This is a genomic window from Amycolatopsis sp. NPDC049688, from assembly GCF_040674975.1.
Lineage (GTDB): Bacteria > Actinomycetota > Actinomycetes > Mycobacteriales > Pseudonocardiaceae > Amycolatopsis.
Genome location: NZ_JBFANY010000015.1, coordinates 159,515 through 179,776, shown reverse-complemented (window position 1 = coordinate 179,776; position 20,262 = coordinate 159,515). Strand labels below are relative to the sequence as shown.

20 protein-coding genes are annotated in these 20,262 nt (G+C 70.9%); 5 read left to right on the top strand and 15 right to left on the bottom strand.

The features are described 5' to 3' along the window. Window positions 1-272: 272 nt before the first annotated feature. Together AB0J55_RS35545 and ilvD are read left to right on the top strand one after the other, a co-directional pair. Window positions 273-722, top strand: a complete 450-nt coding sequence (locus AB0J55_RS35545) for a PH domain-containing protein (RefSeq protein WP_364258836.1) — start codon at window positions 273-275, stop codon at window positions 720-722. Window positions 723-769: 47 nt separating this feature from the next. Further along, a complete protein-coding gene (ilvD, locus tag AB0J55_RS35540) occupies window positions 770-2,614 on the top strand; it encodes a dihydroxy-acid dehydratase (RefSeq protein WP_364258833.1) in 1,845 nt (614 codons plus the stop codon). A gap of 55 nt (window positions 2,615-2,669) precedes the next feature. Here ilvD and AB0J55_RS35535 read toward each other — a convergent pair whose 3' ends face one another. Next, window positions 2,670-3,032 (bottom strand): VOC family protein, encoded by a 363-nt coding sequence (locus AB0J55_RS35535; protein ID WP_364258830.1) that lies wholly within the window; start codon window positions 3,030-3,032, stop codon window positions 2,670-2,672. 63 nt (window positions 3,033-3,095) lie between these two features. Here AB0J55_RS35535 and AB0J55_RS35530 point away from each other — a divergent pair, with 63 nt between their 5' ends. Beyond that, complete coding sequence (locus AB0J55_RS35530; protein WP_364258827.1) at window positions 3,096-3,548, top strand: MarR family transcriptional regulator; 453 nt, start codon at window positions 3,096-3,098, stop codon at window positions 3,546-3,548. Between the two features lie 194 nt (window positions 3,549-3,742). Here AB0J55_RS35530 and AB0J55_RS35525 read toward each other — a convergent pair whose 3' ends face one another. Beyond that, a complete protein-coding gene (locus AB0J55_RS35525; protein ID WP_364258825.1) occupies window positions 3,743-4,318 on the bottom strand; it encodes a DoxX family protein in 576 nt (191 codons plus the stop codon). A 37-nt stretch (window positions 4,319-4,355) separates the two neighbouring features. Then, the gene (locus tag AB0J55_RS35520; RefSeq protein ID WP_364258823.1) at window positions 4,356-5,264 is read right to left on the bottom strand and encodes a 2-hydroxyacid dehydrogenase; all 909 of its coding nucleotides are present in this window, start codon (window positions 5,262-5,264) and stop codon (window positions 4,356-4,358) included. Between the two features lie 65 nt (window positions 5,265-5,329). Between AB0J55_RS35520 and AB0J55_RS35515 the strand changes: the two genes are divergently transcribed. Next, the gene (locus AB0J55_RS35515) at window positions 5,330-6,538 is read left to right on the top strand and encodes a PQQ-dependent sugar dehydrogenase (RefSeq protein WP_364258821.1); all 1,209 of its coding nucleotides are present in this window, start codon (window positions 5,330-5,332) and stop codon (window positions 6,536-6,538) included. A 221-nt stretch (window positions 6,539-6,759) separates the two neighbouring features. On the opposite strand, the gene AB0J55_RS35510 is transcribed toward AB0J55_RS35515, so the two are convergent. The 8 genes from AB0J55_RS35510 to gatC all read right to left on the bottom strand — a co-directional run bounded on the left by AB0J55_RS35510 (window position 6,760) and on the right by gatC (window position 14,734). Next, window positions 6,760-7,902 carry a Gfo/Idh/MocA family oxidoreductase gene (locus AB0J55_RS35510; RefSeq protein WP_364258818.1) on the bottom strand — a complete coding sequence of 381 codons (1,143 nt, stop codon included), beginning with the start codon at window positions 7,900-7,902 and terminating at the stop codon, window positions 6,760-6,762. Then, window positions 7,902-8,621 carry a cupin gene (locus AB0J55_RS35505; RefSeq protein ID WP_364258816.1) on the bottom strand — a complete coding sequence of 240 codons (720 nt, stop codon included), beginning with the start codon at window positions 8,619-8,621 and terminating at the stop codon, window positions 7,902-7,904. The genes AB0J55_RS35510 and AB0J55_RS35505 overlap by 1 nt, the downstream gene beginning before the upstream one ends. Then, entirely contained in the window at window positions 8,618-9,538 is a 921-nt protein-coding gene (locus tag AB0J55_RS35500; RefSeq protein ID WP_364258813.1) for a PmoA family protein, read from the bottom strand. The genes AB0J55_RS35505 and AB0J55_RS35500 overlap by 4 nt, the downstream gene beginning before the upstream one ends. Continuing rightward, complete coding sequence (locus tag AB0J55_RS35495) at window positions 9,535-10,617, bottom strand: Gfo/Idh/MocA family oxidoreductase (protein ID WP_364258810.1); 1,083 nt, start codon at window positions 10,615-10,617, stop codon at window positions 9,535-9,537. Before AB0J55_RS35495 ends, AB0J55_RS35500 begins: the two co-directional genes overlap by 4 nt. 262 nt (window positions 10,618-10,879) lie before the next feature. Then, complete coding sequence (locus tag AB0J55_RS35490; protein ID WP_364258808.1) at window positions 10,880-11,410, bottom strand: hypothetical protein; 531 nt, start codon at window positions 11,408-11,410, stop codon at window positions 10,880-10,882. A gap of 8 nt (window positions 11,411-11,418) precedes the next feature. Next, a complete protein-coding gene (gatB, locus tag AB0J55_RS35485) occupies window positions 11,419-12,924 on the bottom strand; it encodes an Asp-tRNA(Asn)/Glu-tRNA(Gln) amidotransferase subunit GatB (protein WP_364258805.1) in 1,506 nt (501 codons plus the stop codon). Continuing rightward, a complete protein-coding gene (gatA, locus tag AB0J55_RS35480; protein ID WP_364258803.1) occupies window positions 12,921-14,438 on the bottom strand; it encodes an Asp-tRNA(Asn)/Glu-tRNA(Gln) amidotransferase subunit GatA in 1,518 nt (505 codons plus the stop codon). Before gatA ends, gatB begins: the two co-directional genes overlap by 4 nt. Then, window positions 14,435-14,734 carry an Asp-tRNA(Asn)/Glu-tRNA(Gln) amidotransferase subunit GatC gene (gene gatC / locus AB0J55_RS35475; RefSeq protein WP_364258800.1) on the bottom strand — a complete coding sequence of 100 codons (300 nt, stop codon included), beginning with the start codon at window positions 14,732-14,734 and terminating at the stop codon, window positions 14,435-14,437. The genes gatA and gatC overlap by 4 nt, the downstream gene beginning before the upstream one ends. Window positions 14,735-14,970: 236 nt before the next feature. On the opposite strand from gatC, the gene AB0J55_RS35470 reads away from it, so the two are divergent. Beyond that, on the top strand, window positions 14,971-15,624 hold the full coding sequence (locus AB0J55_RS35470; protein ID WP_364258797.1) for an amino acid-binding protein: 654 nt from the start codon (window positions 14,971-14,973) through the stop codon (window positions 15,622-15,624). 73 nt (window positions 15,625-15,697) lie between these two features. Here AB0J55_RS35470 and AB0J55_RS35465 read toward each other — a convergent pair whose 3' ends face one another. From AB0J55_RS35465 to AB0J55_RS35450, 4 genes are all read right to left on the bottom strand, one after another. Beyond that, the gene (locus tag AB0J55_RS35465) at window positions 15,698-16,192 is read right to left on the bottom strand and encodes a GNAT family N-acetyltransferase (RefSeq protein ID WP_364258795.1); all 495 of its coding nucleotides are present in this window, start codon (window positions 16,190-16,192) and stop codon (window positions 15,698-15,700) included. Next, on the bottom strand, window positions 16,185-18,350 hold the full coding sequence (ligA, locus tag AB0J55_RS35460) for an NAD-dependent DNA ligase LigA (protein WP_364258792.1): 2,166 nt from the start codon (window positions 18,348-18,350) through the stop codon (window positions 16,185-16,187). The genes AB0J55_RS35465 and ligA overlap by 8 nt, the downstream gene beginning before the upstream one ends. 11 nt (window positions 18,351-18,361) lie before the next feature. Further along, window positions 18,362-19,066, bottom strand: a complete 705-nt coding sequence (locus tag AB0J55_RS35455; protein WP_364258789.1) for a hypothetical protein — start codon at window positions 19,064-19,066, stop codon at window positions 18,362-18,364. An 84-nt stretch (window positions 19,067-19,150) separates the two neighbouring features. Beyond that, the gene (locus AB0J55_RS35450) at window positions 19,151-20,188 is read right to left on the bottom strand and encodes a methionine synthase (RefSeq protein ID WP_364258787.1); all 1,038 of its coding nucleotides are present in this window, start codon (window positions 20,186-20,188) and stop codon (window positions 19,151-19,153) included. Between the last annotated feature and the right edge of the window lie 74 nt (window positions 20,189-20,262).

Sequence of the window (20,262 nt, the reverse complement as noted above, 5' to 3'; positions counted from 1 at the left end):
TGGGGCCAGGAATCTCTTCCCTAGGGCAACAAAAAACCCTCGCCGACCGTAAGGTCGCACGAGGGTTCGCGCGTCGACGCAGCGGAAAGTCTTCCCTAAGCGTCGACGCGCTTGGGAAGTACGAGGCCGGTCAGCGGTGTCACGGCGATGACGCTAGACCGAACGCCCCGCGGGTGTCAACTCTGCGGGATGACGTGTCCGCATCGTGGACGTGGGTCACACCCGCGAGACCCGGGTCCGGGCCGGTCAGTGGCGCGGTGCACCATTTCGGGGTGGCCGAAAAACAGCAGGACGAAGGCCGGAAGGCCGTCTTCCGCGTCCCCCGCACGTCCTTCATGGCGATCGCCCTCCTGACGATCTGCGTGACGCCGATCGCGCTCGGGGAGATCCCGTACCTGCAGTGGCTCTACATCTTCCCGATCGCGCTGGCGGTGTTCGTGGTCCGCCATCGCACCGTCGCGACGCGCTCGGGGCTGGCGGTCCGCACGATGTTCGGCCACCGGGACATCCCGTGGTCGGCGCTCAAGGGGCTCGCGATCACGAAGAAGGCGCGCGTGCAGGCCGTGCTGAAGGACGACACGAAGGTGCCGCTGCCGACGGTCCGGACGCGGCACCTGCCGGTGCTGTCGCTGGTCAGCGAGGGCCTGATCGCGGACCCGAGCGGCGTGCTGCAAGCCGAAGACATCAAGCCCGGGACCTCAGAGGCTTCGGCCAGCGAGTAAATTGGTCCTACCAGTTTCGCTGGCCACCCTTTGACCTGGGAGTTCCCGTGCCGCCTCTCCGTTCCCGGACCACCACCCACGGCCGCAACGCGGCGGGCGCGCGCTCGCTCTGGCGCGCCACGGGCATGACCGACAGCGACTTCGGCAAGCCGATCGTCGCCATCGCGAACTCCTACACGCAGTTCGTGCCGGGGCACGTGCACCTCAAGGACCTCGGCGAGATCGTCGCGGACGCGGTCAAGGAAGCCGGCGGCGTCGCGCGCGAGTTCCACACCATCGCCGTCGACGACGGCATCGCCATGGGCCATTCCGGCATGCTCTACTCGCTGCCCTCGCGCGAGATCATCGCCGACTCGGTCGAGTACATGGTCAACGCGCACCAGGCCGACGCGCTCGTGTGCATCTCCAACTGCGACAAGATCACCCCGGGCATGCTCAACGCGGCGATGCGCCTGAACATCCCGGTCGTGTTCGTCTCCGGCGGGCCGATGGAGGCCGGCAAGGCCGTGGTCGTGGGCGGCGTCGCGCAGGCCCCGACCGACCTGATCACCGCGATCGCGGCGTCGGCGAGCAGCGAGGTCGACGAGGACGGGCTCGCGGTCGTCGAGCGTTCGGCCTGCCCGACCTGCGGGTCGTGCTCCGGCATGTTCACCGCGAACTCGATGAACTGCCTCACCGAAGCCCTCGGGTTGTCGCTTCCCGGCAACGGCTCGACGCTGGCGACGCACGCGGCGCGGCGCGCGCTGTTCGAGGAGGCCGGGCGGACCGTCGTCGAGCTGTGCCGCCGCTGGTACGAAAACGACGACGCCTCGGTCCTGCCGCGCTCGATCGCGTCGAAGGCGGCGTTCGAGAACGCGATGGCCCTGGACATGGCGATGGGCGGCTCGACGAACACGGTGCTGCACATCCTCGCGGCCGCCCAGGAGGGCGAGGTCGACTTCACGATCGCCGACATCGACGCGATCGGCCGCCGCGTGCCGTGCCTGTCGAAGGTGGCGCCGAACTCGGACTACCACATGGAAGACGTCCACCGCGCCGGCGGCATCCCGGCGATCCTGGGCGAGCTGTACCGCGGCGGCCTGCTGAACACCGACGTGTGGTCGGTGCACTCGCGCGACCTCGAGTCGTGGCTCGCGGCGTGGGACATCCGCGCCTCGTCGCCTTCTCCCGAGGCTTTGGAGCTCTTCCACGCGGCGCCGGGCGGGGTCCGCACGACACAGGCGTTCTCGACGTCGAACCGGTGGTCGTCCCTGGACACCGACGCCGCCGACGGCTGCATCCGCGACGTCGAGCACGCGTACACGAAGGACGGCGGCCTCGCGATCCTGCGCGGCAACCTCGCGGAGAACGGCGCGGTGATCAAGGCCGCGGGCATCGACGAGGACCTGTGGCACTTCGAAGGCCCGGCACGGGTCCTGGAGAGCCAGGAGGAAGCGGTGTCGGCGATCCTCAAGAAGGAGATCCAGCCGGGCGAGGTCCTGGTGATCCGCTACGAGGGCCCGGCGGGCGGCCCCGGCATGCAGGAGATGCTGCACCCGACGGCGTTCCTCAAGGGTTCCGGCCTGGGCAAGAAGTGCGCCCTGATCACCGACGGCCGGTTCTCGGGCGGCTCCTCGGGCATTTCGGTGGGCCACATCTCCCCGGAGGCGGCGGCGGGCGGCCTGATCGGCCTGGTCGAAAACGGCGACAGGATCCTGCTGGACATCCACGAGCGGCGCCTGGAGCTGCTGGTTTCCCCGGAGGTCCTGGCGGAGCGCCGCGCGAAGATGGAGGCGTCGGAGCGGCCGTGGCAGCCGAAGGACCGCCAGCGCCCGGTGACGGCGGCTCTGCGCGCGTACGCCCGGATGGCGACGTCGGCGGACACCGGCGCGGTCCGCGACGTGAACAAGTAGGTTTTTCGACCCGAAAGGCCGCCCCGCACACCGGGGCGGCCTTTTCGCTTTGCCGTCAGGCGCGGTCGTGGAGCGTGACGCGGTAGCCGTCGGGGTCGGCGAAGGTGAACGTCCGGCCGAAGGGCCCGTCGACGGGCGCGGAGACGATGGTGTGCCCGTCGGCGACCAGAGCGTCGTGGATGTCCTGGACGTCGGTGGCGTGCAGCCAGATCGCGGCCCCGACGCCGGGCCGGTCGCCGAGATCGGTGCCGGGAACGACGTCACGGAGGGCGAAGGCGATCGGCTTCGTCTCGAAGACGACGGCGTGCGGAGGCCCGGCCGGCGAGCGGACGAGACCGAGGTACCGCTCGTAGAACGCCTGCGAGGCGTCGAGGTCGCGCGCTTGCAGCGAGATGAAGTCGGGGCCGGTGGCGGGCATGGGAGCACTCCTTCTTGACGTGTCAGTTTTCTGACATTGTCCAACCTATGTCAGAATACTGACATGAGTCAAGACGGGGTCGACCTGAAGACGTCACTGGGCTACCTGCTGAAGGAGGCGTCGAGCGCGCTCCGCGTGGCCATGGAGGAGGTGCTGCGGCCGCTGGGCATGAGCGTGACGCACTACTCCTGCCTCGAACTGCTGGCCCAGCGCCCGGGCTTGTCGAACTCCGAACTGGCCCGCGGCGCGTTCGTGACCCGCCAGACGATGAACGTGCTGCTCCAGGCGTTGGAACGAGACGGCTACGTGACAAGGCCGGCGGAGGCCCCCGTCGGAAAGGCCCTCCCCACCCGCCTCACACCCCGCGGCCGCCGAAGCCTGGAGAAGGCGACGGCGGCGGTCCGGTCCGTCGAGCTCAGGATGCTGTCCGGCCTGACCGAGGCCGAGCAGTCAGAGGCGTTCGAGGTTTTGCAGAAGATGATCCGTTCCCTGCGCGAGGGCAACGACGGCGCCTAGCCCGTCCGGCGGCGCGCACGTCTCGTCGAATCCCGTGCAGGCGGCCCGGAAACCCGCTGGAGTCCACTTCCGCGCCAAGCCGCCCAAACCCCCGAGCCTCTTGGGGGACCCCCGGTTTCAACGTTACCAGCGCCCACCGACAATTCCGGCCCACCGAAGCCGGGTTGTCCACACCCCCGCCGAGTTGTCCCCGGCTACCGCGTCAAAACGATGACCACGACCGCCGCGGCGATCGCCAGCAGCAGCGACCCCAGGCCCAGCGGCAGCGGCCGCTTCCGCCAGGGCGTGTTCCGCTCCAGCGAGATCGGCCCGGCCCCGGTGAACAGCAGGCTCAACGCCGCCGCCCCGAGCAGCAGCTCCAGCTCGAAACCCTGCCCCTGCCCCTCGAAGAACCCGCCGTGGAACTTCGCGTACACGGCGTTGGCCGCGACACCCAGCAGGCCCGCCGCCGCCAGCGGGGTGAACAGCCCGACGATCACCAGCAGCCCGCCGCCGACCTCGGTGATGCCGGTGATCCACGACAGCAGCGTCGTCTGCTTGTGGTAGCCGAACGTCTCCAGCATCCGCGCGAACCCGCCGATGCCCGGCCCGCCGAACAGGCCGAACAGGTGCTGCAGGCCGTGCGCGCCCATGGTCAGGCCGAGCGCCAGCCTCAGGATCAGGAGGCCGAGACCGAGGCCGCCCTGGCGTGGGGTGTCGTCCGACCGATCGTCCTCGACACCCGACAGGAGGCTGGTGGGCTGCTGCGAAAAGTCGTCTCCACTGCTCACCCGCGCAGGTTAGGGGAATCCCGCGGCCCTGGCGAGCTCAGTATTCCCCGTGGACGAGGTTGTCCGGCAGCTCCCCGCCGGCGTACCGGGCGATCTCGGCCGCGGCGACGGCGTACGAACGACCACGGACCCCGCGCACGGCCCCGCCGACGTGCGGGGTCAGCAGCAGCCCCGGCACCGTCCACAGCGGGTGCCCGGCGGGCGGCGGCTCGGGGTCGGTGACGTCGAGGGCGGCCCGCAGCCGTCCCGTGGTCAGTTCGGCGACCAGGGCATCGGTGTCCACGACGGCGCCGCGCGAGGCGTTGACCAGCACCGCGCCGTCGCGCATCCGCGACAGGAACTCCGCGCCGGCCATCCCGCGGGTGCGGGACGTCAACGGCACCATCAGCACCACGACGTCGTGCAGCTCGAGCAGGCCGGGCAGTTCGCGCACGCCGTGCACGCCCTCCCGCGCGGTCATCCCGACCATCGTGCAGCGCGCGTCGAACGGCTCCAGCCGGCGCCGCAGGTGCTGCCCGAGGTCGCCGGCGCCGATGACGAGCACCCGCTTGCCCTGCAGCGTGTCGGTCGTCTGCCGCGCCCACCGGCCTTCGCGCTGCGCCGCGGCGAAGACGTCCAGCTGCCGGTACAGCGACAGCAGCACGGCGACGACCCACTCCGCGGTGCTCCCGCCGTGCGCGCCGCGGCAGGTGGAGAGGAGGACGCCGTCGGGCACCTTGCCGACCCAGTCCTCGGCGCCGGCGGACAGCAGCTGGATCAGCTTGAGGTTCGGCACGGTCCGCCACAGCTGTTCGCCCGGCGGGTGCTTGCCGGGGATGAGGACCTCGGCTTTCGAAGCCTCGGGCGGCACCGGCTCGCCCCACTGGTAGCGCACGGGCAGGACCCGCGGGACCTCGGCGAGCACGGTCATGCCCTCGTCGTCGGGCACCAGCACGGTCAGCGTCATGATCTCCAACGTAACCGAGGAGTACTCACCCATGGTTCACGCACCGGCCCCTAGGCTGGGGGATCATGCGCACCCGGTACCGCTCGGCCCTGCTGGCGATCGTGGCCTGCGGCGTCCTGCTGCCCGCCGGATGTGCGCGGTTCGACGACACCGCGGCAGGCCAGACGTTCAGCCCGGCCCCCGTGCCGAGCCCGGAGTCGCCACCCGAGGTCCAGGGCCCCGGCGCGGACTCCGGCAGCGACGGCAAGCAGCCGCGGCCAGGCCAGTCGGCCGCGCCGGTGCCCCCGCCCCAGGGCTGCAAGGACTTCGATCCGTCGGTGATCGCGACCTGCCTGGACACGGTGGCCGCGGTGGCCGGCCTGCCGGGCGATGGCTCGACGCCGAGCGCACTGGCCGGCGAGCGCAAGAGCGGCCGCGTCCTGCTGGTGACGGGCGGCAAGGACACGACGGACTTCGCCAAGCTCGACGTCCAGGCGGCCGGCGACGGCGGCTTGACCGGTCTCGCGCTCTCGCCGTCCTACGTCGAGGACCAGCTGGTGTTCGCCTACATCACCACGGCGACCGACAACCGTGTCGTGCGGTTCGCCAAGGGCCAGCCGCCGAAGCCGGTGCTCATCGGCATCCCGAAGGGCACGTCCGGCAACCGCGGCACGATCGGCACGGACAACAAGGGCGCGCTCCTGGTCGCGACCGGCGACGCGGGCAACCCCAACGCGGCCGCCGACGTGAACTCCCTCGCCGGGAAGCTGCTGCGCATCGACACGTCGGGCAAGGCCGCGGCGGGCAACCCGAACGGCGCCCTGGCGGTGGCAGCGGGCCTGCACGCACCGGGCGGGGTGTGCGCGTCGGCCGACGGCAGCCGCGTCTGGGTCACCGACCGGCTCGCCGACAAGGACGCCCTCTACCGCTTCCAGGCCGGCCAGCCGCTGACGACGCCGGCGTGGACGTGGCCGGACAAACCGGGCGTCGCGGGCTGCGCCGACTTCGTCGACGCCAACGGCTCGCTGTCGGTCGGCACGTCTCTGGCCGGTAATCTGCAGAACCTGCCGGTGACCGCCGAGGGCGCGATCAGCGGCAAGCCGACCGTGAACCTGGACGGCAAGACGGGCAAACCCCCGCTGACGTACGGCCGGCTCGCGGGCATGAGCATGATCAACCCCCAGCTGGCGGTGGCGGGAACGGTCAACAAGGACGGCGGCACCCCGGTCTCCAGCGACGACCGCGTGGTGTTGATCACCCCGGCCACCTCCGGCGGCGGCAACGGCAAGGACTGAGCGGCGGGATTCCACCCGTCGCCGTTTCTCGACCACAGCCTGGTCCAGCGCGCGGCAACCCGTGGTCGTCCTTCGACCACGGCGTGGTCAGGCACGCGCGGCAATCCGTCACCGTTCTTCGACCACAGCTGGTCCCGGTACGCGCAGCGACCCTTCGCCGTTGTTCGACCACAGCGTGGCCCAGCTCCCCAGCATGGGCACCCCCCTTGGCCGGCCGCCGCTCAGCTCAGCGGCTTCAGCTCCACCCGTCGTCCCTCCGCCGACGACGTCAACCCGGCCTCGGCGAGCTGTAGCCCCCGCGCCGCGGAGAAGAAGTCGTACCGGTGTTGCCGTCCCGCGACCCCGTCCCGCACGAACTCCTCCCACTGCGCCTTGAAGCCGTTGTCGAACTCGGCGTTGTCCGGCACCTCCTGCCACTGGTCGCGGAACGGCTCGGTCGCGGGCAGGTCCGGGTTCCACACCGGCTTCGGCGTCGCCGAGCGGTGCTGGACGCGGCAGCGCCGCAGCCCGGCGACCGCGCTGCCCTCGGTGCCGTCGACCTGGAACTCGACCAGTTCGTCGCGGAAGACCCGCGTGGACCACGACGAGTTGATCTGCGCGATCGCCCCCGACTCCAGTTCGAAGATCCCGTACGCGGCGTCGTCCGCCGTAGCCGCGTACGCCTCGCCTCGCTCGTCCCAACGGCGCGGGATGTGCGTCACCGCCTTCGCCGTCACCGCCGACACGCGGCCGAAGAGGTTCTCCAGCACGTAGTTCCAGTGGCAGAACATGTCGAGCACGATCCCGCCGCCGTCCTCGGCGCGGTAGTTCCAGCTCGGGCGCTGCGCCTCCTGCCAGTCGCCCTCGAACACCCAGTAGCCGAACTCGCCGCGCACGGACAGGATCCGGCCGAAGAACCCGCCGTCGACCAGCCGGCGCAGCTTGAGCATCCCGGGCAGGAACAGCTTGTCGTGCACGACGCCATGGCAGATCCCGGCGTCCCGCGCGAGCGCGGCCAGCTCCAGCGCCGCCGGCAGCGACTCGGCCAGCGGCTTCTCGGCGTAGACGTGCTTCCCCGCCGCGATCGCCGCCCGCACCGACGGTTCCCGCGCCGACGTCAGCTGCGCGTCGAAGTAGATGTCGGCGTCCTGCAGCGCGGAGCCGGCGTCGGTGGTCCACGCCGTCAGGCCGTGCCGGTCGGCGAGGTCCTTGAGCTTCGCGGCGTTGCGCCCGGCGAGGATCGGCTCGAGCTGCACGCGGCTGCCGTCCGGCAGCGCGACGCCGCCCTGGTCACGGATCGCCAGGACCGACCGGAGCAGGTGCTGCCGGTAGCCCATCCGGCCCGTCACCCCGTTGAGCAGCACTCCGATGCTGGACTGGTTCATCACGGCAAGCCTTCCTGGTCGAGCGGGATGTCGTATTCGGCGCGGCGGCCGCACATGCCGTAGCCGTCCGGGTTCGACGGCGTCGCGACCCGGACGCCGCACCGGCCGAGGTGGCTCCCGTCGCCGCGGGCGAGGGCCTCGAGGTGCGCACCGGTCAGCTCGGCGGCCTTCAGCGCCCCGGCGCGCCAGCGCGGTACCCACTCTGCGACCTTCGGCGCGACGAGCGCGACGGCCGCACGGTGGAACGTCCGCAACGGCTCGGGATCACCGTCCCGCAGAGCATCGCGCAGCGGCAGGTACCCCCGAACGGCCAGGTCACGGCGCCGCCGCGCGGCGTGGTCGGTTTTCGGCGGAGCCGCGGCCTCGGCGTACGCCACCGCGTCGGCGAGCACGTCCGGCGGAAAAGTGAACACGGCGTCCCCCGCCTCCGGCAGCCCGCTGTTCTGCATGAGGACCGTGACGCGCAAGCCGTCGTCCTGCACCATCCGGTGCACGGTGCCGGGCGCGAACCACGCGATCACCCCGGCCTCCAGCGGCGTCTCGACGTAGCCGCCGACGCTCAGCGTCTGGACGGCCCCTAGTCCGCCGGTGACGACGTAGGCCTCGGTGCAGGCGAGGTGGACGTGCGGGCTGCCGCCGCAGACGCCGTCCTCGGCCGCCCAGTCGTAGGCACGCAGGTGCGAGACGCCGATGGCGCCCGGTAGCGGAAATTCGTTCATGACCATCCGTGCCCGTCCAGGTAGCGGGTCACCCGGTCGCGGTCCCAGGCGCCGTCGGCGACGACGATCCGGTAGCGGTATGTGAAACTTTCGCCCGGTGGCAGGGCGAATTCCTCGAAGAACGCCCACGAGAAAGCGACCATGGGCGTGTCCTGGGAACGGACGAACCAGTGCGACTCGTGGATGGCCTTGTCGTTCTCGGGCGCGTGCGCGAACAGGAGCGTCGAATGCGCGTCGACGTCGTCGTGCTCGCCGACGAACGCGAGCCACGGCGCCTGCGCGCCCATCATCCCGTCGCCCTCGAGGTCGCCGGGCCCGAGGACCCGGCCGCCACCGAAGTCGCGCGGACCTCGCCAGTGCAGGCCGGTGTACCCGGCCAGTTCGCGGCCGGCCGTGGTCGGGCTGCCGAACACGAGGGGCGTGTCGCGGACGTTGGTCAGCTCGATCCCCCAGTCGAGCGCCCAGGCCCCCTCGGCGGGCTCGACCGAGTGGACGACGATGTCGCGCCGCTCCCGCGCCCACTCGCCGCCGCCGTTGGCGACCCAGGTGAGTGCTTCGGTGAAGCTCAGCCGGTCGGGTGCGACGGTGAAGGCGGTGAACCCGTCGTGCCGCATGGAGCCGATGCGGTCGGGCAGGTCCTGGTACCACTGGCCGGGGACGTAGGTGTGGCCGCCCCAGAAGTTCTGGCCGGAGAGGTGGCTGGACGTCATCTGCAGGCCCTTGTGCCACCGGTGGTCGGCCGGCCGGTACCCGCTGACGGGCCGGCCGCCGAGGGTCCGCAAGGGGTGGACGTAGGGCTTGCGCGACTCGAACGCGACCGGGTCGGGCTTGTACACATAGGACATCAGCTGGACGCCGCCTGCTTCGACGGAGACGTGTTCGCCGTGCCGGTGGGTCACCGTGATCGCGGCGCTCACGCGGCGGTCCCGGCCATCGAGCGGTGGAAGGCGTCGCCGGGCCCGATCTCCCCGCGCCGGACGCCGGCCCCGGTGGCCGCGGACTTGTAGAGCGCCGCGACGAGCTCCAGCACCTGCCGCCCGTCATCCCCGCTGCACGGCGGCCGCCGCCCGGCCCGGTAGGCGGCGAGGATCGGGGCGAAGGCGGCGGCGTGTGAGCTGTTGACGTCGGCGGATGGAGTGAGCCAACGTTCGACGGTCTCGCCGCCGACATGCGGCGCCGGCGTGTAGCGCCAGTCCTTGACGCCGTACCCGTACAGGTGGGTGAGCTCCGCGGTGGCGCGTTCGCAGTCGATCCGGATCCGGCTGACCTCGTCCGGCGAGAGGACGCTGTTGACGACGGTGGCCAGGGCCCCCGACTCGAACCGGACGAGCGCGGTGGAGACGTCTTCGGTCTCGACATCGTGGACGAGCCGCGCGGTCATCGCCCGCACCTCGGCCCAGTCGCCGAGCAGGTGGAGCAGCAGATCCATCTGGTGGATGCCGTGGCCCATGGCCGGCCCGCCGCCCTCGCTCTCCCAGCGTCCACGCCACGGAACGGCGTAGTAAGCGGCGTCGCGGTACCAGGTGGTCTGGCAGTGCGCGACGAGCGGACGGCCCAGCTCCCCCTCCGCGAGCAGGGTCCGGAAGTGCGCGGCGCCCGAGCCGGACCGCTGCTGGTAGACGAAGGCGGCGTACGGACCACCGTCCCGCTCGGCGACGATCATCTCGTCGTATTCGGCGAGCGACCGGCACGGCGGCTTCTCGCACCAAACCCAGGCACCGCTCTCGAGGGCGGTCTTGGTCTGCTCGACGTGCAGGCTCGGCGGCGTGCAGATCGAGACCAGGTCGGGCTGCTGTTCGGCGAGCAGGGTATCGAGGTCGTGGTAGGGCCGGGCGTGTTCGGTCCCGGCGCAGAACGCGGTCACCCGGGCCTCATCGACGTCGACGGCGGCCACGATGTCGACGTCGTCGTGGTGGGCCTGGTAGGCGGCGCGGTGGCTGTCCGCGATACCCCCGGTTCCGACGACGGCGACCCGTAAGCGCTTTCCGTGGGCCAACGGGGCTCCTTCCTCGGTTCCTGCATCCAGCCGGCGCCCGGTCCACACCGCCCGCAGGTCGGCGCGAAAGCGACCTCACCATGCCGGTCCCCGTCTCCGACCGTTCCAGAAAGCGCTTTCTCACGCAACGGCCACCGTCGATGTCAACGTTGTCAGCGGCGGCGATCAACCGGACGGACGACTGCAGGACCCGGTCGAGAATTCACCGAACGTCAAGGACCTTGCCAAAGGCGGCAACGCCACCCCGGCCGCCGCCGGAGGTTCAGCGGCTCTTGCTGCGGGCCTTACGCGGCTGCCGGCTTTCGGCACGCATCGCCCGCGCGTCCAGGAAAGCGACCACGACGGACACCACCGCAGCCAACAGCCCGAGGTACCGCCCCAGGCCGGCCCCGATGGTGATCCCGGCCGCGTCGAAGATGCCGCGCTGGTCGGCGTCGAACTCCCAGTCGAGGGTGAGCCAGCCGATCACCATCATCAGCAGCGACGCCGCGGCGACCACCAGCCACAGGTGCGGCAGGCCGCTGACCCGCAGGTTCCGGATCCGCCCGAAAACGACCACGACGAGACCGGCCAGCAGCAGCGGCAGCGGAGGGCACCAGGCGAAGAAGCTCGAGTGCCAGGCGTCGCGGACGACGTCACCGTGCGGCAGCTGGTCGAGGATGTTCTCGATGTCGGGCTTGCCGGCGCTGAGGGTCGTCCACGGCAGGAACGTCGAACCCAGCGCGAGCAGCCCGGCCGCCAGGCCGAGCCACTCGCGCCAGGTGACGCTTTTGACGGAGAACGGCTGTGTCATGAGAACGGTCAGGAACCGACGCGCTCGATGATCAGCTCCCGGACCCGCTTGGCGTCGGCCTGCCCCTTGGTCGCCTTCATGACCGCGCCGACGATCGCCCCCGCCGCGGCCACCTTCCCGCCGCGGATCTTGTCCGCGACGTCCGGCTGTGCCGCCAGCGCGTCGTCGATCGCCGACAACAGCGCCGAGTCGTCCGAGACGACCTTCAGCCCGCGCTTCTCGACGACCTCCCGCGGCTCGCCCTCACCGGCGAGCACGCCCTGGACGACCTCCTTGGCGAGCTTGTTCGTCAGCTCACCGGACGACACGAGCCCGATGACCTCGGCCACCTGCTTCGGCGTGATCGCCAGATCGGTCAGCTCGACCTCGCGCGTGTTCGCTTCCTGGGCGAGGGTGTTGACCCACCAGCCGCGCGCCTCGTCCGGGGTGGCCCCGGCTTCGACCGTGGCCGCGACGAGGTCGACGGCACCGACGTTCAGCAGGTCACGCAGGGCTTCGTCGGAAAGCGACCACTCCTGCTGGATCCGCTTCCGCCGCTCCGAGGGCATCTCGGGCAACGTGCCGCGCAGCTCCTCGACCCACTCGCGCGACGGCGCGATCGGGACCAGGTCCGGCTCCGGGAAGTACCGGTAGTCCTCGGCGGTCTCCTTCGTCCGGCCGGACGACGTGGTGCCGTCCGCCTCCTGGAAGTGCCGCGTCTCCTGCTTGATCGAACCGCCCCCGGCCAGGATCGCCGCCTGCCGCGTCATCTCGTAGCGAACGGCGCGCTCGACACTGCGCAGCGAGTTGACGTTCTTCGTCTCCGTGCGCGTGCCGAACTCTGTCGCATCCTTCGCCATCAGCGAGACGTTCGCGTCGCACCGCAACGAACCCTGGTCCATCCGGACGTCGGACACGTCGAGCGCGCGAAGCAGGTCACGCAGCGCCGAGACGTACGCGCGCGCAACCTCGGGCGCCCGCTCACCGGTGCCCTCGATCGGCTTCGTCACGATTTCGATCAACGGCACGCCGGCGCGGTTGTAGTCGAGCAACGAGTGCTCGGCACCGTGGATCCGGCCGGTCGCGCCACCGACGTGCAGCGACTTGCCGGTGTCCTCCTCCATGTGCGCGCGCTCGATCTCCACGCGCACGACCTCGCCGTCGTCGAGCGTGACGTCGAGGTAGCCGTTGAAGGCGATCGGCTCGTCGTACTGCGAGGTCTGGAAGTTCTTCGGCATGTCCGGGTAGAAGTAGTTCTTCCGGGCGAACCGGCACCACTCGGCGATCTCGCAGTTCAGCGCCAAGCCGATCCGGATCGCGCCCTCGACGGCCTTGCCGTTGAGCGCCGGCAGCGCCCCGGGCAGGCCGAGGCAGGTCGGGCAGACCTTCGTGTTCGGCTCGCCGCCGAACTCGTTCGGGCAGCCGCAGAACATCTTCGTGTTCGTGTTCAGCTCGACGTGCACTTCGAGCCCGAGGACGGGGTCGAAGCGTTCGACGACGTCGGCGTAGTCCATCAACTCGGCCACGGCAGTCACTTCGTTCCTCCCAGCTCCGGGACCTTGTGGATGAGCGCCCCGCCGGCAGCGGCGTCGCGGGCGGCCTCGTAGGCGGCGCCGACCCGGTAGAGCCGGTCGTCGGCGAGCGCCGGGGCCATGATCTGCAGCCCGACCGGCAGGCCGTCGTCCTCGGAAAGACCACTCGGCACGCTCATCGCGGCGTTGCCGGCCAGGTTCGACGGGATCGTGCACAGGTCGGCGAGGTACATCGCCATCGGGTCGTCCACACGCTCACCGATCTTGAACGCCGTGGTCGGCGTCGTGGGCGAAACGAGGACATCGACCTTCTCGAAGGCGGCGTCGAAGTCACGCGTGATCAGCGTGCGCACCTTCTGCGCCGAGCCGTAGTAGGCGTCGTAGTAGCCGGACGACAACGCGTAGGTGCCCAGCATGATCCGCCGCTTGACCTCGGCGCCGAAGCCCTTCTCGCGGGTCAGCGACATGACCTCTTCGGCGCTGTGCGTGCCGTTGTCGGCGACGCGCAGGCCGTAGCGCATGGCGTCGAACCGCGCGAGGTTCGACGAGCACTCGCTCGGCGCGATCAGGTAGTACGCAGGCAGCGCGTAGACGAAATGCGGACACGACACCTCGACGACCTCGGCACCGAGCGCACGCAGCTGCTCGACCGCGGCCTGGAACGACCGCTCGACACCCGGCTGGTAGCCGTCGCCGCCGAACTCCTTCACGACCCCGACCTTGACGCCCTTGAGGTCACCGGTCATGCCCTGCCGGGCCGCGGCGACCACCGGCGGCACCGGCGCGTCGATGGACGTCGAGTCCCGCGGGTCGTACCCGGCGATGACCTCGTGCAGCAGGGCGGCGTCGAGCACCGTCCGCGCGCAGGGCCCCGCCTGGTCGAGCGAAGACGAAAAAGCGACGAGGCCGTACCGCGACACCCCGCCGTAGGTCGGTTTGACCCCGACGGTCCCGGTCACGGATCCGGGCTGCCGGATCGACCCCCCGGTGTCGGTGCCGATGGCGATGGCGGCTTCGAAGGCCGCGATCGACGCCGACGAACCACCGCCCGACCCGCCCGGGATGCGGGCGTGGTCCCACGGGTTGTGCGTCGGGCCGTACGCCGAGTTCTCGGTCGACGACCCCATGGCGAACTCGTCCATGTTCGTCTTGCCGAGAATCACGACACCGGCTTCGCGCAGCTTGCGCGTCACGGTCGCGTCGTACGGCGGGATCCAGCCTTCGAGCGTTTTCGAACCACAGGTCGTCGGCACGCCCTCGGTGGTGAGGACGTCCTTCAGCGCGAGCGGCACGCCGGCCAGCGGCGACGCAGGCGCGTTGCCGCCGGCGAGCCCCTCGTCGACCTTCGCAGCCGCGGCCAGCGCGCCCTCGGTGTCGACGTGCAGGAACGCGTGGATGTGGTCGTCGACCTCGGCGATCCGGTCCAGGTGGGCCTGCGTGACCTCGACCGCGGACACCTCACGCGCGTGGATCTTCTCCGCCAGCTCCGCGGCGGTCAGCTTGATGAGCTCGGTCACTGCTCTTCCCCCAGAATCCGCGGCACCCGGAAACGCCCGTCCTCGGCGGCCGGCGCACCGGCCAGCGCCTGCTGCTGCGAGAGCCCGGGGACGACGACGTCCTGTCGGAAGACGTTCGTCAGCGGCACGGCGTGCGAGGTGGGCGGCACGTCGTCGGCGGCGACCTCGCTCACCTTGGCCACCGAGTCCAGGATCTGGTCGAGCTGGCCGGCGAAGACGTCGAGTTCGTCGTCGGTCACGGCCAGCCTGGCCAGCTTCGCGAGGTGCGCGACCTCGTCTCGGGAAATGTTGGGCACGCGGGTGACTCCCGGGTTGTGCTGTGCGGGTTGTCTCGGAAGCTGCAAGTCTATGGTGGCGGCGCGGGCGGACTCGACTGGGTTACGCCCGGCGCAGGCAGGCTGCCGTCCGGCGACGCTCGCATCCCGCCCGGCGGACAGCAGGTCCCGCGAGCCGGGTGGGTCTGTCACAATCGGCGACCGGCATCGAGCGTCCCACGGCAAGGCTGGGACGCCAGAGGTGAGAGGGGCGCGTGGTGTCGTTCCTGATCCGGGTCCTCCTTCCGGACAGCCCGGGGACCCTCGGCGCGGTAGCCACGGCGCTCGGCACGGTAGGCGCCGACATCCTCAGCGTGGACGTCGTCGAGCGCGGCAGCGGAGTCGCCGTCGACGACCTGGTCGTCGAACTCCCGTCGGGCCGCCTGCCCGACGCGCTCATCACGGCGGCGGAGAGCGTCGAAGGCGTCGAAGTGGACGCGGTCCGTCCCTACGCGGGCGTCCTGGACACGCACCGGGAGCTCGAGCTGGTCGAGGAGATCGCGGCGCAGCCGAAGTCCGGCCTGGACATCCTCGCCGAGGGCGTCCCCCGCATCGTGCGCGCGGGCTGGGCGATGATCGTCGAGCACGCCGAGACCGGCGCGGTCCGCCTGGCTTCGTCGAGCGCGGCCCCGGAGACCCCGATCACGGACCTGCCCTGGCTGCCGCTCGAGCGCGCGACCGTCCTGGACAGCGAGGATGACTGGATTCCGGAGACGTGGAAGGAACTCGGCACCGAGCTGGCGGCGACCCCGCTCGGCAAACCGGGAAAGGCGCTGCTCGTCGCCCGCCCAGGCGGCCCGAACTTCCGCGCCGCCGAGGTCGCCCGCCTGGCCCACCTCGCCGGCATCGTCGCGGTCGTCCTCGACGGCTGAAACGGACCACGCCAAGTCGTCAAAAGGGACGAGCCCCTTCCGCGGGCTCGTCCCTTTGGCGACTACGCCCAGCTCAGACGTCGATCTGGTAGGCGATCAGCGTGACGTGCGGAAACGGCCGCCAGTCCCGGTCGGCCAGGCGCGCGAACCCGAGACGCTCATAGAGCCGGTGCGCGTTGTGCATCCGGTCGAGACTGCTCAGGACCACCTTGCGAAGCCCGAGGGCGCGAGCCCGATCGAACACCGCACCGACCAACGCGTCGCCGACACCACGGCCGCGCGCCGACGGCGCCACCGCCAGCATCCGGAACTCCAGCTCGCCCGGACGCGAGATCTCGGCGTATTCCGACCCCGGCTGCACGATCGTCACCGTGCCGACCACGGTGCCCGCCCGATCCACGGCCACGAGGACCTCGGCCGCCTCGACCCGCCGCGCGACATCACGCAGCGTCGCGTCGTAACCGACGTCGTCGGCCAAATGACCATCGGCTTCGTACGCCAGCACCGTGACCTCGCCCGCCGCGGCGTACTCTTCGGGCCGCGGCGGCCGGATCTCGACGTCACCCATCCGCATCCTCAGGTTCGCCCTCAGCAGTCTCGTCGCCGGCCGGCAGCGCCACCTCCTGCGCCGCCTCGGGCCCCTGCTCCAGCAGGACGCGGAAACCGGCTTCGTCCAGCACCGGCACCTTGAGCTGCACCGCCTTGTCGTACTTCGAACCAGGCGAATCCCCGACGACGACGAACGCGGTCTTCTTCGACACCGACCCGGCGGCCTTCCCGCCGCGGGCCATGATGACCTCCTTGGCCTCGTCGCGGGAGAAGCCATCGAGCGAACCCGTCACGACGATCGACAGGCCTTCGAGGTTGCGCGGGATCGAGTCGTCGCGCTCCTCCTCCATCCGCACGCCGGCGCGTCGCCACTTTTCGACGATCTCCCGGTGCCAGCCGACCTCGAACCACTCCCGCGTCGCGCGGGCGATGGTCGGGCCGACGCCGTCGACGTCCGCGAGCTCTTCCTCGGTCGCCTCCTCGATGCGCTCGATCGAGCCGAACTCCCGCGCCAGTGCCTGCGCCGCGGTCGGCCCGACGTGCCGGATCGACAAAGCGACCAGCACCTTCCACAACGGCCGGTCCTTCGCCACCTCCAGGTTGGCGAGCAGCTTTCGTGCGTTCGCCGACAACTCCCCGGCTTTGGTGCGGAACAGCTCGACCTCCGCGAGGCTGTCCTCATTCAGGTCGAAGACGTCACCCTCGTCGGCGATCACCCGGGCGTCGAGCAGCGCGGCCGCCGCCTCGTACCCGAGGACCTCGATGTCGAAGGCACCCCGCCCGGCGAGGCTGAACAGACGCTCCCGCAGCTGGGCAGGGCAGAAACGGCTGTTCGGGCAGCGGATGTCCTTGTCGCCTTCTTTCTGGTAGGCGAGCTCGGTGCCGCAGGCCGGGCAATGCGTGGGCATGACGAACTCGCGCTCGTCCCCGGTCCGGGCGTCCACCACGGGCCCGAGGACCTCGGGGATGACGTCACCGGCCTTCCGGATGACGATCCGGTCGCCGATCAGCACGCCCTTGCGCTTGACCTCTTCCTGGTTGTGCAGGGTGGCCCGCGCGACGGTGGACCCCGCGACCTTGACCGGCTCGGTCACGGCGAACGGGGTCACCCGGCCGGTCCGCCCGACGTTCACCTGGATGTCCAGCAGCGTCGTGATGGCTTCCTCGGGCGGGTATTTGTAGGCAATCGCCCACCGCGGCGCACGCGAAGTCGTGCCGAGCCGCCGCTGCAACGCCACTCTGTCGACTTTGATGACCACGCCGTCGATCTCGTGCTCGGCGTCGTGCCGATGTTCACCCCAGTAGGTGATGTGCGCGGTGAGTTCGTCCGCCGACGTCAGGACCTTGCTGTGGGGTGACACCGGCAAGCCCCACGCGGCCAGCGCGTCGTACGCCTCAGACTGACGCTGGGGCTCGAAGCCGTCGCGCTTGCCCAATCCGTGGCAGATCAGGCGCAGCCGCCGCTCGCGCGTGATCTTCGGGTCCTTCTGCCGCAGCGAGCCGGCCGCGGTGTTGCGCGGATTCGCATACGGCGGCTTCCCCGCTTCGACCATCTTCGCGTTCAGCTCAAGGAAGTCCTCGACGCGGAAGTAGACCTCGCCGCGCACCTCGACCAAGGCGGGCACCGGGAACTGGTCGGTGGCGGTCAAGGTCTCCGGGACCTGGTCGAGCGTGCGGACGTTGAGCGTGACGTCCTCGCCCGTCCGGCCATCGCCGCGGGTGAGAGCCCGCGTGAGGTGGCCGTTTTCGTACAGGAGGTTGATCGCCAGGCCGTCGATCTTCAGCTCGGCCAGGAACTCCGTCTGCCCGACCTCCTTCTCGACGCGCTCCACCCAGGCCAGGAACTCGTCGGGGTCGAACACGTTGTCCAGGCTGAGCATGCGCTCGAGGTGGTCGTACGCGGTGAACTCGGTCGAGAACGTGCCCCCGACCCGCTGGGTCGGCGAATCGGGCGTGACCAGGCCGGGGTACTCGTCCTCGATCTGCTGCAGTTCACCCAGCAGCTCGTCGAACTGCCCGTCGGAGATGATCGGCGAGTCCAGGACGTAGTAGCGGAACTGGTGGTTGCGCAGTTCCTCGGCGAGGGCGCCGTGCCGCTCACGCACATCGGCCGGGACGTCGGTCACGTCCTCGGCGGCCGCCACGCTCTGGTCCTGGGGAAGTTCGGTGCTGCTCACGGGTGGTAACCCTAGTCGGCGGTACCGACATTTTCGTCCTGGTCGCCGCCCAGCCCGCGGACCAGTTCACGGAACTCCAGAAGGGTGATCGCCCCAGCCGGCTCGGCCTCCGCGGTCTCGACGCGGCGTAACCGTTCGGCGGCCAGCCGTTCACCCAATGTCGCATCGAGCGGCAGGAAGGTCATGGTCTGCCGGGTGACGTCGTCGAGGTCGACGAACCCGGGATGGAAGACGGCGACGTCGACCACCTGCTCCGCGTCGTCCACCTGCGCGACGACCCGGACGTCGGCCAGCGCGATCCGGCGTTCTCCGAAGTTCACCGTCACCTCGGTCGGATCGGGCACGGGCGGCACGGAGTCGTGGTACTCCCAGATCGCGTCGTCGGGCGGCGCGGCGGCGCGCCAGGCGTCGGTGAACGGCCGCACCGCCGGATCCTCCTGACCGGTCACGACCAGGGCGTAGATCGCCTGACGACCACGCTCGAGCGAGAAGTGCAGCCGCGGGTGAAGGGCCTCGACCAGCCGGCAGAGCTCGTGCTCGACCCGGTGCGGCTCACCCTCGCCCAGCGCCGCGCTGACCATCGGCAGCAGCTCGAACCAGCCGTGCCAGAACGTCTCCGCGGCCGCCGCCGGATCCTCCGGCACAGGCTGCTCGGGCCACGCGGTGCGCGGGTCGGGCGGATCGGCGGTGGCGTTCTTGCGGCGGAACAGGCGCATGGTTACGGGCGATCCTCGTCTGGTCGGCTTCCCGGACACGCTACTTGGCGCCCGGAGCGGACGTCGGCGAGATGCCGGAATCCGTCACCAGCCTTCGGGCGGCTCGACGAAGGCTTTGCCGAGATCGCGCGTCAGCGAGAGGGCCCGGCGCATCCAGTCCGGCGTCGCGCCTGCGAGACCGCAGGCGGGCGTCGGCACCGCTCGTTCGGCGAGGACGCTGCGGTTGAAGCCGAGCCGGTCGGCCAGCCGGAAGGCCGGCTCCCCGACGTCCTTCAGACTCGGCGACGAGCCGGGAGCCGTTGCCGGAACCGCGCCGAGGAACAGCGTGGCGCCGCCGTCCCAGACTTCGCCGATCTCGTCGAGGAACGCAGCAGAGGCGCCATCGAGCGCGGCCAGGTCGAAGGCCAGCGCGTCCGCGCCGGCCTCACGCAGCAGGCCAAGGGGCGGTTTCGCGGCGCAGCAGTGCAGGACCACCGCCTGGCCGGTGATCCGCTTGGCGCCCTCGATCACGGTGGTGAGCAGCTGGCGCGCCTCGGGCGCCGGCACGGCCGGGACGGTCCCGTAGCCGGACGGCGTCGACAGGCCACCGGCCAGCACCGCGGGCAATGACGGCTCGTCGAACTGGACGACCACCGGCGCCCCGGCCCTGGCCTGCACCTCCGCGACATGCTCGGCGAGGCCGTCCAACAGGGACGACGTGAAGTCTCGCAAGGCGCCGCGGTCGGTGAGCACCCGATGTCCTCGCGGAAGCTCGATCCCGGCGCCGAGGGTCCACGGCCCGGCCAGCTGGACCTTGAAAACCGGCGGAGTGACCCCGGCCTTCTCCCGAGCCTCCTGCACGGCGTCGAGGTCCCAGCGGAGCAGGTCGACGGCCCGGCGGTACTCATGCCCTGGCCGGGCTGCGACGCGGTAGCCGCTCGGCACGACGTCGACGGCCAGGTCGACGAGCACTGCGGCAGTCCGGCCGAGCATGTCTGCTCCGACACCACGAGCCGGCAGCTCGGGCAGGTGCGGGAAGTCGGGCAGCTCCCCGAACACGACCGCCGCCGCCTCGGCAGGGTCGTCGCCCGGCATCGAGCCGATCGCCGTCGCGGCCCCGACGGGCCAGATTCGCTCGCTCACGACGACCGATTCTCGCCGACCACCAACCGCCGGCACCGACCGGGCTGGCGTACCGGCGCGCCAGGATGCGGACA